Source organism: Acidimicrobiales bacterium (assembly GCA_035512495.1).
Taxonomy (GTDB): domain Bacteria; phylum Actinomycetota; class Acidimicrobiia; order Acidimicrobiales; family CADCSY01; genus DATKDW01.
In genome coordinates this window covers 39220-51228 of record DATKDW010000052.1, presented here as the reverse complement: position 1 = coordinate 51228, position 12009 = coordinate 39220, and the positions used below count along the sequence as shown (strand labels likewise).

General features: G+C 66.3%; 15 protein-coding genes. 11 read left to right on the top strand and 4 right to left on the bottom strand.

Going from position 1 to position 12009, the window contains the following annotated elements; genetic code table 11:
- Positions 1–87: 87 nt before the first annotated feature.
- The 3 genes from VMN58_07315 to VMN58_07305 all read left to right on the top strand — a co-directional run bounded on the left by VMN58_07315 (position 88) and on the right by VMN58_07305 (position 2023).
- Positions 88–1128, top strand: a complete 1041-nt coding sequence (locus VMN58_07315; protein ID HUF33000.1) for a serine hydrolase domain-containing protein — start codon at positions 88–90, stop codon at positions 1126–1128.
- A 137-nt stretch (positions 1129–1265) separates the two neighbouring features.
- Positions 1266–1586: an AbrB/MazE/SpoVT family DNA-binding domain-containing protein gene (locus VMN58_07310; protein HUF32999.1), complete on the top strand. Its 321-nt coding sequence runs from the start codon at positions 1266–1268 to the stop codon at positions 1584–1586.
- Positions 1583–2023, top strand: coding sequence for a PIN domain-containing protein (locus VMN58_07305; GenBank protein HUF32998.1), 441 nt, complete (start codon positions 1583–1585; stop codon positions 2021–2023). The genes VMN58_07310 and VMN58_07305 overlap by 4 nt, the downstream gene beginning before the upstream one ends.
- Before the next feature lie 96 nt (positions 2024–2119).
- Here VMN58_07305 and VMN58_07300 read toward each other — a convergent pair whose 3' ends face one another.
- The 4 genes from VMN58_07300 to VMN58_07285 form a co-directional block, all read right to left on the bottom strand.
- Positions 2120–3109, bottom strand: coding sequence for a hypothetical protein (locus VMN58_07300; GenBank protein ID HUF32997.1), 990 nt, complete (start codon positions 3107–3109; stop codon positions 2120–2122).
- Positions 3110–3198: 89 nt separating this feature from the next.
- A complete protein-coding gene (locus tag VMN58_07295; GenBank protein ID HUF32996.1) occupies positions 3199–3474 on the bottom strand; it encodes a GNAT family N-acetyltransferase in 276 nt (91 codons plus the stop codon).
- Positions 3475–3635: 161 nt separating this feature from the next.
- Positions 3636–3965 carry a type II toxin-antitoxin system PemK/MazF family toxin gene (locus tag VMN58_07290; GenBank protein HUF32995.1) on the bottom strand — a complete coding sequence of 110 codons (330 nt, stop codon included), beginning with the start codon at positions 3963–3965 and terminating at the stop codon, positions 3636–3638.
- The gene (locus VMN58_07285) at positions 3962–4198 is read right to left on the bottom strand and encodes a type II toxin-antitoxin system CcdA family antitoxin (GenBank protein HUF32994.1); all 237 of its coding nucleotides are present in this window, start codon (positions 4196–4198) and stop codon (positions 3962–3964) included. Before VMN58_07285 ends, VMN58_07290 begins: the two co-directional genes overlap by 4 nt.
- 144 nt (positions 4199–4342) lie before the next feature.
- Here VMN58_07285 and VMN58_07280 point away from each other — a divergent pair, with 144 nt between their 5' ends.
- The 8 genes from VMN58_07280 to VMN58_07245 all read left to right on the top strand — a co-directional run bounded on the left by VMN58_07280 (position 4343) and on the right by VMN58_07245 (position 11993).
- A complete protein-coding gene (locus VMN58_07280) occupies positions 4343–5323 on the top strand; it encodes a bile acid:sodium symporter (protein HUF32993.1) in 981 nt (326 codons plus the stop codon).
- A 291-nt stretch (positions 5324–5614) separates the two neighbouring features.
- Complete coding sequence (locus VMN58_07275) at positions 5615–6007, top strand: SRPBCC family protein (GenBank protein HUF32992.1); 393 nt, start codon at positions 5615–5617, stop codon at positions 6005–6007.
- A gap of 1144 nt (positions 6008–7151) precedes the next feature.
- Positions 7152–8465 carry an FAD-binding oxidoreductase gene (locus VMN58_07270; GenBank protein ID HUF32991.1) on the top strand — a complete coding sequence of 438 codons (1314 nt, stop codon included), beginning with the start codon at positions 7152–7154 and terminating at the stop codon, positions 8463–8465.
- Between the two features lie 256 nt (positions 8466–8721).
- Entirely contained in the window at positions 8722–9342 is a 621-nt protein-coding gene (locus VMN58_07265) for a DUF4272 domain-containing protein (GenBank protein ID HUF32990.1), read from the top strand.
- 160 nt (positions 9343–9502) lie between these two features.
- Complete coding sequence (locus VMN58_07260) at positions 9503–10081, top strand: hypothetical protein (GenBank protein ID HUF32989.1); 579 nt, start codon at positions 9503–9505, stop codon at positions 10079–10081.
- A gap of 251 nt (positions 10082–10332) precedes the next feature.
- The gene (locus VMN58_07255; protein ID HUF32988.1) at positions 10333–10518 is read left to right on the top strand and encodes a hypothetical protein; all 186 of its coding nucleotides are present in this window, start codon (positions 10333–10335) and stop codon (positions 10516–10518) included.
- Positions 10519–10863 (top strand): sigma factor-like helix-turn-helix DNA-binding protein, encoded by a 345-nt coding sequence (locus tag VMN58_07250; GenBank protein ID HUF32987.1) that lies wholly within the window; start codon positions 10519–10521, stop codon positions 10861–10863. It begins immediately after the preceding gene.
- A complete protein-coding gene (locus tag VMN58_07245; protein HUF32986.1) occupies positions 10860–11993 on the top strand; it encodes a hypothetical protein in 1134 nt (377 codons plus the stop codon). Before VMN58_07250 ends, VMN58_07245 begins: the two co-directional genes overlap by 4 nt.
- Positions 11994–12009 lie beyond the last annotated feature (16 nt).

Below are 12009 nucleotides of genomic sequence, written 5' to 3'. Positions count from 1 at the left end.
GGAGTGCTGCTCGGTTGCGGCGTGGCAGAATCTTGTTCATGCCGGTCGTCGAGGTTCTCAGTGCGAGGACTCAGGAGCGAGATCGCTGTGAGCGAGGGACACGTCGATGGAACCGTCGAGCCTGCGTTCGAGTCGGTGTATGAGATCTTCGAGCGGAGCTTCAAGGGAAGCGAGGTGGGCGCAGCAGTCTGCGTGTACGTGGACGGGCGCAAGGTCGTCGATCTGTGGGGCGGCTGGGCGGACGCGCACCGGACTTGTGCGTGGCAGCGCGACACCATCGCCACCGTCTATTCGGCAACGAAGGGAATGACGGCGACGTGCGCTCAAGTGCTCGTCGACCGTGGTCTGCTTGACGTAGACGAAGCCGTCGCCACCTACTGGCCCGAATTCGCCCAGGAAGGCAAGGATCAGGTCACCGTGCGGATGGTGCTCAGCCATCAGGCCGGGCTCCCGTGGACGACGGCGCCGTACCCGCCGGACAAGCGGTTCGACTGGGAGATACTCACGACAGCGCTCGCTCGGTCGGCGCCGGTCTGGAGGCCCGGCTCCCGCAGTGAATATCACGGGGGAACCTTCGGCTATCTCATAGGGGAAATTGTCCGGCGGATTGACGGACGCTCGCTCGATGTGTTCTTCCGCGAAGAGATCGCCGAGCCGCTCGGTGCGGACTTCATGATGGCCTTCGGGCCTGAGCACGATTCCCGATGCGCTGAGATCATCGGCGATGACGACTTGGTGAACACCCGCGAGTGGCGTGCCGCTGGAGACGGCGCTGCGACAGGCCATGGCACCGCCCACGGCCTCGCACGCGTGTACGCCGCTCTCGCGTGCGGGGGTGAACTGGACGGTGTGCGGGTGCTTCGAGCCAAGACGATCGAAGGCGCCATCCAGGAGCAGCCGCTGCTAAACGGGGACGGGCCGGCTGGCGAGTTTGGGCTCGGCTATCAGCTGTTCTGGAAGCTCTTCCCCGGAATGAACACGTCGACATTCGGCCACACCGGCATGGGCGGTTCCGTCGGTATGGGCGATGCGTCGCGTCGGCTCGGAATCGGGTACGTCATGAACCAGATGGCCAGCGGTGGGGCAGCTGATCTCGTGAACGAGACGTACCGCGTCCTGACTGCGTAAGCGCCTTCCTGGTCGGCGCTGGACGCCGTACCGAGGTGCCGTTGACCAACAGCTCTCCAGGCGGGACCGCTTCGGGAGCTGACCGCTCCGATCATCCACTCGCGCCTCGGCTGCGCTCGCGATCATCTGATCTCGGCGTGGTCGTCGGCAAGCCGGCAGCACTCGGCATGGCCGCATACAACACTGCACGCGTGGCGTACAATGAGGCGATGAGCGAGGCCTCGCACGTGATGACGGTGTCCCGGAACGGCCAAGTCTCGATCCCGGCCGAGACGAGAGCCCGGTGGAACACTCGGCAGGTCCTCGTCGTCGACCTCGGCGACCGTGTCGTCATGCGACCGGTTGGAGCTGAACCGGTCGGAGAGCTGCGTGGCAAGTACGCGAAGCAGGGACCGGCAACGAGTCGTGCCCGGCGGGCTTCGCGGCGAGTGGACACCGACCGACCGAGCCGTCGTTGACGATCCTCGACGCCTACGCGGTACTTGCGTTCCTCAAGGACGAAGCGGCTGCCGGCGAAGTCGAGGATCTCATCCATGCCGGCGGTGCACTGACGGCAGTCGGAGTCGCCGAGGTGATCGACCACCTTGTTCGGCTCGGAGGGGCCGATGAAGAGGAAGCCAGCCTTGACCTCGCGCAGCTGGGTCTTGACGACGCCGTCGTGATTGATGGCGAGGTGGCCTCAGCGGCCGGCCGCTTCCGTGCTCGCCGCTACCACCGAACACGTTGTCCGATCAGCCTGGCGGACTGCATGGCAGCCGAAGTCGCCCGACGCATCGACCGACCGCTCGCAACCTCTGACCCGGCGCTCCTGGATGCGTGCCATCACGAGCAGATCGCAGTCACCGTCCTGCCAGGAACTGACGGCTCTCGGTGGTCACCGCCCGCGCCCTCGTGATGCCGCCCCTACGTGCCGATGCCCAGCGACGCGCCGCTCCGCCACGGTGAAGGTCAGAAGCGCCCGCGATCAGCAGGCAGGCCCGACGACTTCCGATCAGAATCCGGCGCCGCGGAGGAACTCGACCCAGGCGTCGGTGCGGTCGTCGTCGGTCGCCGGTAGCGGTTCGACCACCAGCGCGGGGTCCGGCTCGAACGTCATCACGGTCTCGATGATCCACACGGCGTCGGCGAACGTCGTCTCAAACTCGGACTGTTCTGCTGCGGAGTCGAACAGGGAGTCGTCACGCAGCATGGCATCGAACACGACCGTGACGTCGAAGACCTCGCGGATCTCGCGGACGACGCCGCCTTCGACCACCACGGTCATCTCGGCCGCCGAGTTCGTGAACGCGTCGACGTAGACGCGGGTGAGCGCGTTCACGTCAACGTCCAAGGTGAGGGCGAGGCCTGCGGCGGTCGTGCGGGATAGCGTCTCGACGTCCTGGCCCATCGTGGTGAGGAAATCGGCGTGGCTGATGGCGCCCGTGAACACGCCGGTCTCGGTCTCGGTGACCCCGGAGAGCGCAGCGGGAAGCGAGGTAGCCAGTTCGGTGAGGTCGGGCATGCCCCCGCCTGTGATCGCGGCCACCAGGTCCGAGGCCTCCGACTCGACTCTGGTGAGGTCGACGTAGCCGATCCCCGGTTCCATCGGGCCGGCATCGACACCAGCGAAGGCTGCGCCGAGGTCGGTGGTGTCGATGACGACCCGCTCGGGGTCGGACCAGATCCGCATCTTGCCGGCCTCGCTTCCGGGGAAGCTGGCGAACACGGCGTCGAAGTCGATCTCCACGTAGGAACGCTCGGGCGTGACCTGGCCGATCACGGTCGGCTGATCCGGGTCGGGCTCGGTCGACCCCGACAGTCCCAGCGCGGCGACGTCGGTGGTCTGCCCCGTCGACTGGGTCAGCCGGTAGTGGGTGATCTCCGCCGTAGCGCTGAGCGCGGCGCCGAAGTCGACGGTCGCGACATCAGTCTCGTCACCACCGGAGGAGCAGGCGGCGACCAGAGCGAGCGTGGACGCGATGATCAAGCGGCGCAGCTTCACGGAGGGGATGGTACGGGACTCGGGCCGCGCCTGTGGTAGGTAACAGACACAGTCGAAGTCTCCGCTGAGCTCGGCTTCGTAGAAGTCGGTCAGGTGGCCCGAGGCTTTCGCCACATCGGCCACCAAGGGGGGCCGCCCCTGGGCCAGTGCATTTCGTCGAGGACCTGGAAGCCGTGGCGGTGATAGAGCGCCCGGTTCTCGATCCTCGTCGATTCCAGATACGCGGGCATGCCCTCTTCGTCGCAACGAAGCAACATGTCGGCGAGCAGAGCGGTCCCCTGGCCTTTGCCCCGGTGGTCAGGGTCGGTACCGATGAAGGGCAGGTAGTAGTGCGGCTCGCTCTGCATCTTGTGGCGCGTCTCCATCGACGTGAGCATCCTCAGCGCTAAACACCCGTGCTGGCTCTGCGAACCTCGACCACGCTCGCCCCCGCTCGTCGCCATGGTGGCGGTTGCCACCCGTAGAGATTGCCCGATCGCGACGTGGTCCGCTCGTCGCCGCAAGCCCCGGCCGTTGGTGCGGCTCGTCAGCGTCGGCAATCGACTGCAATGGCCACGGCGTCGCAGACCTCTTCCATTCGGTCGTCACTCAGTCGTCCGAGCCGCTCGACGAGAACGCCGATGCTGACGCTCTCGAGCGAGTCCAGGTTGACGGCAGACCGACGGGGCACCGGGTCGTCGCCCGGCTCGAGAACGACCTCGCTCGGCAGGCCGCGAATCGTCGTGGTGCACGGTCCGACCAGCGCTCGGTGCAGTCGTGGGATGGCCGCGTCGCGGGACAGCACGACGACTGGCCGCCGACCGACATCCGGCAGCTCGCACCACCAGACCTCGCCCCGCTCAGGAACGCCGGTCACGAGGCCGCATTCGCGTCCCGGAAGGATGCAAGATCGCCCCACTCGTCCGCTTCGGCGAGTGGGTGTTCGTCGTACGCGGCATAGGCGGCGTCGATCTCGGCTGCGCGACCTGCGCGGACCAGAGCTGCAAGCGCCGCGTCGAACAGGGAGGAGTCATTCAGTCCCGCCTGGCGCGCCCGCGCCTCCGCGAGAAGATCTCCGTCAACGGTCGTGCTCACTCGTTCCCGGGCCATGGCATGAGTATGCCACGGACATGGCATGCAGGGCACGGGACCCCGGCCGGGAGCGCGGGCCGGCCCCGGCGCGGTCAGAGTCGCATCGTGACTGCTGAGCTGCCGGCATACCGATCGGGCACGGGGCGGTGACACTCTGGAACGATGCAGCATCTGGAGCGACATCAGGTCTGGCTGTACCTGAGCGCGATCACCGCAGGACTTGCGCTGGGCCTCGCTGCTCCCAGCATCGGCGATGCCGTGGAGGTGGCGGTGTGGCCGTCGCTCGGTCTGCTCCTGTACGTGACCTTCCTCCAGATGCCGCTTGCGCACGTACCCGGCGTCGTGCGCGACGCGCGGTTCGTCATCACCGTCTTGGTCACCAACTTCGCGGTGCTGCCCGTGGTGGTGTGGGCACTGTTGCCGCTCGCCCCCGACGATCCAGCGGTACGTCTCGGTGTGGTGCTGGTCCTGGTGATGCCCTGCACCGACTGGTTCCTCACGTTCAGCCACCTGGGCGGCGGCGACACCAGACGGGCCCTCGCGGTGACCCCGGTCCTGCTCGCCGTGCAGCTGTTCCTGCTGCCGGTGTACGTGCGCGTGCTGGTCGGGGAGTCCTTCGGAGAGCTCACCGGACTTCGCACTGCGGTGACCGTCTTCGTCACCCTCATCGTCGTCCCGCTCGTCGCCGCATGGGTGACGCAGCGACGAGCGGAGCGTCATGAGCCGACGGGTCGACTGCTCCCGCGGCTCTCTGCGCTGCCGGTGGTGCTGGTCGCGACCGTGGTCTTCCTCATCGCCGCGTCTCAGGCGTCGGTCGTGACCGACTCGGTCGAGATCCTCGGACGGGTCGGCGTGATCTATCTCGGGTTCCTCGTCGCAGCACTCGTTCTCGGCCGAGGGATCGCCGCGGTCGCTCGTCTGGAACCGCCGGCCACCCGCACGCTGATCTTCAGTGCCGGGACCCGCAACTCGTTCGTGGTCCTACCACTCGCGCTGGCGCTCCCGGGTCCCTGGTCGGCGGCAGCGGTGGTCGTGGTGTTCCAGTCGCTGGTCGAACTCCTCGGCATCGTGGTGTACCTGCGAGTCGTGCCACGGATCGCGCCTGGCCGTCGCAACCACGTCGGAACCCCTCCGGCCCGGTGACCGTCAATTGGCCGCGGCGAGAAAGGCGTCGACTTCCGCACGCGAGCACAGCAGCACGAAGTGGAGATGCGAATGGGCCGGGCCCCCTCGGCAAACTCGGTGCCCGATGGTTGACGGTAGACGCCCCCCCAGGGCGTGCAGTAAGTGGCATGGGGGACGCGTAGGAGGCAGGTTCACGAGCAGCGGTGATGTGCCGCCATGTCCGTTCGGCGGACGCTGAGGAAGCCGATCACCTCGTCCGCGGATAGTGGCTAACGTCGGGGCACCGTAAACACAGGGGGGCAAGCCACCATGGCACGCATCGAGAAGACCATCGAGATCGACCGTTCACCGGGCGAGGTCTGGAACGTCGTCGGCGACGTCTACAACATCGCCGACTGGCTCCCGGCGTTGTCGGCATCGAAGAAGCTGGACAACGGCAACCGGCAGTGCACGATGGAAGGCGGTGGTGACCTCGAGGAGGAGATCACCAGCGTCGACGACGCGAACAGGCGGCTCGAGTACACGATCACCACCGCACCGATGCCGATCGATAGCCACCGCGCCACGATGGAGGTCGCCGACAACGACGGGTCGTCGACCGTCACGTGGGTCACCGAGGTGACCCCCGATGAGATCGGTCCTGCGCTGGAGCCGATGTTCGATCAGGGCCTCGTCGCTCTCAAGGAGCGCCTCGAGGGCTAGAGCGACCGGTCCTCGCTCGCTTAGGACTCGAGCGGATAGGCGCGCCCTTTGAACGGTCCGGGTTAGGAAGCCGTGTCCTGCTGAAGACCTCTCGGACGCTCCCGCTGGCGCCCCTCGAATCGTGAGCGCACCAGGTCACGGGCTCGCACCGGGGGAAAGGGCTGTGGCGACCGCCATGCAGGCGGATGCGTTCATGAGGGCTATCCGAGGCGACGACTACGACGCTGGAGATCCGCTCAATGGGCCGTTCCGTCACGTTCGGCGGGCACAGAGGTTCGCGTGAGCGGCCATGCGGGAGCGCAACCGCAAGGATGGGACGTGGGTGCACCGCTTCCCGGCACCATCCACTCGTCTCACCGTCAACCAGTAGGCACCGAGTTTGCCGAGGGGGGGCCGGGTCTTGTGCAGCGCGCCAGGGTCGTCTTCCCCGAGCCTGAGTTTCCCACCACCGAGATGCGCCGCACACGGCCAGCATGAGTCAGGCATCGGCGCATTGCACAGGACCAGCACAAGCCCAGGTCAGAGCAGTGTCGGTGAGTGCGCCCCCTGGGATTCGAACCCAGAACCTGCGGATTAAGAGTTGGCCCTGGAGCGTCCACCGAGAGCGCTGCAGTGCTCTGACCTGCGCTTTCGTCTGCTCGCTCGTCCATCCTGTCCTTCCCGATACACCTTGTAGCACAGGGATACGCGCCTGGATACGCGCCAAGGAGCGGCGCTGAGGTCCGATCATTCAGTCGCGCTGGCCTTGGAAGCGCGCGAGCCGGCAATCGCGCGGACTTACCTCACCGAAGGCGTCGGTGTCCCATGTCTGGATGTGTTGCGCTTCGAGATGGGTCGCGTCAGGCTGCAGTCAACGGGCCGCATCTCACGACGGATCTGCGAGAGCGGGCGATTGTGAGTGGTCGACAGAGGGCAGGCTCCGCCGGGACCGTCGTCGACGGTGGGCTACACGCCCGGCCGCGTCGCAAGACGCACAGCGTTAGGGTTCAGGGTGTAACGGTTGTAACGCACGGTCCTCCTCCGGAGACGGGAACACCGCGTCTGTGGGGGACCCGAGCCAAACTTATATGGGGGCAGATACGTCATGAGTGGATCGATTCCTCAGGAGTCACTCGACCAGCTCCGGGCTGGGCTTTCCGGTCAGGTGCTGACCGCCTCCGACGTGGCCTATGACGACGTCCGGCAGGTCCACAACGGATTGATCGACAAGCGACCCTCGCTGATCGTGCGCTGCCAGAACACCGCCGACATCGCCGATGCGGTGAAGTTCGCCCGCGAGCATGATCTCGAGATCTCGAGCCGCGGGGGCGGTCACAACGTTGCGGGCCGAGCCGTCACCGAAGGCGGGCTGATGATCGACGTGCAACCGATGAAGGGGCTCCATGTCGACCCGAAGAGCCGCACAGTTCGCGCCCAGGCCGGACTCACGTGGAACGAGTACAACCGGGCCACCCACGCTTACGGGTTGGCCACGACCGGAGGCATGATCTCGACGACCGGCATCGCTGGGCTCACGTTGGGCGGCGGCCTCGGGTGGCTGATGGGCAAGTACGGCATGGCCGTCGACAACGTCCGATCGGTCGAGCTCATCACGGCCGAAGGAGACATCCGCACCGCGAGCGCCGTGGAAGACGCCGACCTCTACTGGGCGGTCCGGGGCGGCGGCGGTAACTTCGGTGTGGCGTCCTCGTTCGAGTACGACGCACACCCGGTGTCCATGGTTTATGGCGGCCTCATCGCGTTTGCGCTCGCCGACGCACCGAAGGTGTGGGAGTTCTTCGGAGAGTTCTCGGCCGAGAACCCCGACGAGCTGGTCATGGTGATGGCGATGACTCACGCCCCCGACGGGTCCGGTCACAAGATCGCTGCCATGGCCATGTGCCACTGCGGCGATCTCGAGGAGGGTGAGAAGGCGGCGAACGCTCTCCGCTCCGCGGCCACGCCACTGATGGACATGCTCGGGCCCCTCCCATATCCCGTGCAGAACACGCTGCTCGACGACGGCTTCCCGAAGGGCGCCCGCAACTACTGGAAGTCCGCGTTCTTCAAGGACATCTCCTCTGACACAGTCGCCCTAATGGCCGAGGCGTTCGAGAAGACACCGTCGATCATGACCGGCATGGTCATCGAGCACTTACACGGCGCGGTCAGCCGCGTGCCGGCCACCGCCACCGCGTTCCCGCATCGCGAACCGGGCTACAACCTCGTGATGGCAGGCGTCTGGCCCGACCCGGGCGGCGACGAGGCCAACATCGCCTGGGTGCGCGAGACGTTCCAAGAGCTCGCGCCGTACATGGCCGACTCCGTGTACATGAACTACCTGGGCGACGACGAAACCGACCGAGTGCGCGCCGCCTACGGCCCGTGCTGGGAGCGCCTGGTTGAGCTGAAGCGCCGCTACGACCCCGACAACATCTTCCACCTGAACCCGAACATCGCCCCCAGCGCCGGCGCGTAGGCGGTCTCGTCTCCCGCCGTCGGTGGTTACGTCGCAGCAAGGTGCCACAACGCCGGAAGCACGACGTCCTGGTCGTGGAGCCGCACTGCGATGTGCCCCCATCACCGGGTAGAGGACGCGCCGAGGTGCCGTGTGTTGGTGGCCTCGGAGCGCCATCTGGACGCGACCGCTCCGATCACCCAGTTCGCAGTGGCGGCGACGCTGGCTCAACCGGCAATCTGTGCGGGTGTTGCGACGTCGGCCGAAGCTCCGTGAGGTGCGTGCGAAGTCGCTGGCCGATGTGCAGGAAGTCGGTGCTGCTACGCCTCCCGAGCACTTCCCACTCCTCGATGGCGGACTCCGTCCGAGATCGACTGACGCCGTCGTGCGCCGCATCGGCGTGCTGTCAGCAGTCGCCGCGACCGCGTACGGATGTCAGCCCGCCGTCGCTCGAGCTTGGGTCGCGGGTGAAGGTCTCGACGAGGCGCTGTCGGATACCGAGGTTGCGTACCTACTCGCAGAGGCTCACTCGCCGGACGACGAGGAGGCGGCCCGACCCGAAGCGATTTTTGCTCTTGCCTGGGCGGTCCAGCTCATTCCCGACGCGCTCGACTTCACAGTCGAAGCACCGAATCACCTGGTGAAGGCGGTGCCGCACCCTCCCCCTGATCCGCAGGGTGTTGAGGCTGCGGTGACGCGTGCTCACCTCCGAAGCAAGGCCGAGCTGATCGCTGCGCTCGACCTTGCCTTCTGTCTTCACTGGGGCGTTGTCGAAGCGACGCTTAGGGGGACGGCTTGGAGCTCCCGTGCAGTGCCGCTGGCAATCGTGGAACGACGTCGAGCACTCGAGTGGCTCCTATCGAGCGAGGACTGGGACGAGGTCTCACTCGATACATAAGTGCTCGGTGGCGGCGACGCAAGCCGGTTCTCCGGATGTGGTAGCCGCACGCGACCAAGCCTGATCGGCGTGGCGCGGACGCCCTCGAGCCGGGAACCGCGCGGAGGCACACCGCTGTCAGCGATAGGCAGTACCCGATGAGGAGGATTGCACGAGTCTGATGTCGAATCCGTACCCCGTGGCTCCAAGCATGCTTCGAACCAGATGGCAGCGAGCGGTCGGTCTGGGAGCACTACTGGCGGTGCTCGGAGCGGCCGGCTGTAGCGACTCAGGTGAGGAAGTCGCGCTCGACGGCCCTTGCGGACTGCTTCGAGAAGCTGATGCAAGTGAGCTGTTCGGGGCAGAGGTCGCCGAGGTTGGATTCGTCGAGTTCGCCGAGAGCGAAGGTGAGCGGATCCCCGATGAAGACATCCCGATGGTCGACGCAGCGGCGGGGCAGCACTGCATCTATCGGGCTGTCGGCGGGGATGCTGCGATCATCGTTCAGCTGAACTTCGGCAGATTCCCGGATATCGAGACGTTCCGAAGCGCGTGGGGAGATGACGTGGAGATTCTCGACACGCCTGGGCTGGCGGCGACCTACTCCCGACCCAGTGAAGAACCACGCATCGACGGGGCCGTTTCCGTGCTGGTCAACGACGAAGGCGACAACTTCGGACTCACGGCCTACCAGTCAGGAATCAGCCGGGGCCAGCTGCTCGAACTCGCGACGACCCTGACTGGCCGCTACGACAACTGAGCGCGCTCCGGGATGACCGCCCCTACGTGCCGCTTGATGGTGCGGGAATGGCCAGCCGCACGTGGCAGCTGACCGCTCGCGATTCTCAGGTCGGCGCGGACTCGGTGCGCAGCGTCCGGCGATGCCCGGCCCGTCCACTCGGTGCCTGCGCGATTAGAAAGACAGGCTCCGCGAAGGGGTTCCTACAAGGACATCAGGGGGTCGGTGCCGAAATGATAAGAAAGGGTCGAGGCCAATCTTGACCACGGCCGATGACAGCCTCGGAGGTAGTCGTGGATCTTGCTGGGTTGCAGACAGTCGCCTACTTCCTCTCGCCTGTTCTCATGATCATCGCGTTGGTGCTCTGGTTCACCGGGCGGCGCGATCCTGAGCTTGAAGAGCGGCTTGTCTCAGTGGAGCAGCGACTCGAGATGGCAGAAGAGAGGCAGAATCTGTAGGTGTGGCGGGCCGAACCTGCGTCGGGCGGCGACCGGGATCGGTTGCGGTCATTGGACAACGAAGTCGGCTACCTCTACCGCGTCGGGCAGTCCAAGGCCCGTCGACGCCGTCAAGGATGGCTCGGCGCGCCGATCAGTGACGGAGAGACGAGATACGAGCCGGGTCTCCCGTCCGCGCTGGCAGCGCTGCCGACGAAGCAGCGATCCGCTGTCGCTTTGGTGCATGGCTACGGCTGGTCCTTCGTCGAGGCGGCCGAGGTGCTCGGGGTCACAAAGTCCACGGTGCAGAGCCATGTCGAGCGAGGCGTGACCGCACTTCGTCAACGACTGGGGGTGGTCCTGTGACCGACGATCTCGAACCGCAGATCCGAGCTTGGAGTGAAGACATCGACGACCCGATCCCGATCGACGACGTACGACTCCATCAACGCCGGAAGACCTCGTGGGCCTCAGACGCCAGGCGGGGTCCCGTCGTGCTCGCCGCTGCAGCGGTCCTCCTGCTCGTCGCTGGCCTCGTCGCGGTCCTCGCCACCACCGGAAGCTCCTCCAGCCTCGAGACCGTCGCCGATTCGGCCGATGACGAAGCGAGCACGGCGCCAGAAACCTCGACAGCACCGACCAGCGCAGCTACAGAGACCCCGGACGAGACGACAACAACTACAACCACGGCAGCGACCACAACGTCCTCCACGACGCCCGCAGCGCCGGCTCGTGTGGGAACCGTGTCAGAAATCGTCGATCCACCGGACGGTGAGAACTGCCAGGGCCTTCGCAGCCAGACCGTCTGGGCCACGACGGGCACGCCCGATGAGATCGCCGCAGCAGCGGGCGGCCGGGCCGACTACGTCGAGACCGTCACGAACGAAGGCACGGAGACCTGCTCCATGATCTTCGAGCGCTGTCCTGGCCCGGGGGTGCTCTTCACTGCTGAGGGGGAGCCGGCACCCCGAACGGGTCCTGCCTGTCCAATGATCCGCCATGCGCCTGTTGACCTGGCCCCTGGGGAGTCACGCCAAGACGTGTTCACCGCCGAGCTGTTCACGAAGCCGGGGGCTTACGAGTTGCGTGTGCCTCAGCACGACGGCCGTGTTGCCAGCCTTCCGATCCGTCTCGAGCCGCAGATTCCCGCCTGCGACCCCGGAACGCTTACCGTCGACCAGCAGCCAGACGAGGCAGGCGTCTCCCGCAACGACACAACCTCCGCCTACATCTCGATCGCTGCCGTCCAGCGTTCCTGCACCGTCCGCATCACCGACACCCGGCTCACTCTCCGCCCAGAGGGCGATCCCGCCGCTGCGGAGCGCACCTTCATCGACGGAGCCCAACGCTGGTACACCACGGACGCCGACCGGACCGTGGCCTACGCCACGTTCGGGCCGATCGACCTGCCACCCGGCGAGTACGAAGGGGTGATTGTTCTCCACCTGGAGAATGGCGAAGCACTTCGCAAACCTGCACGCCTGATCGTCTACTGACCGGCCCCAACGAAGT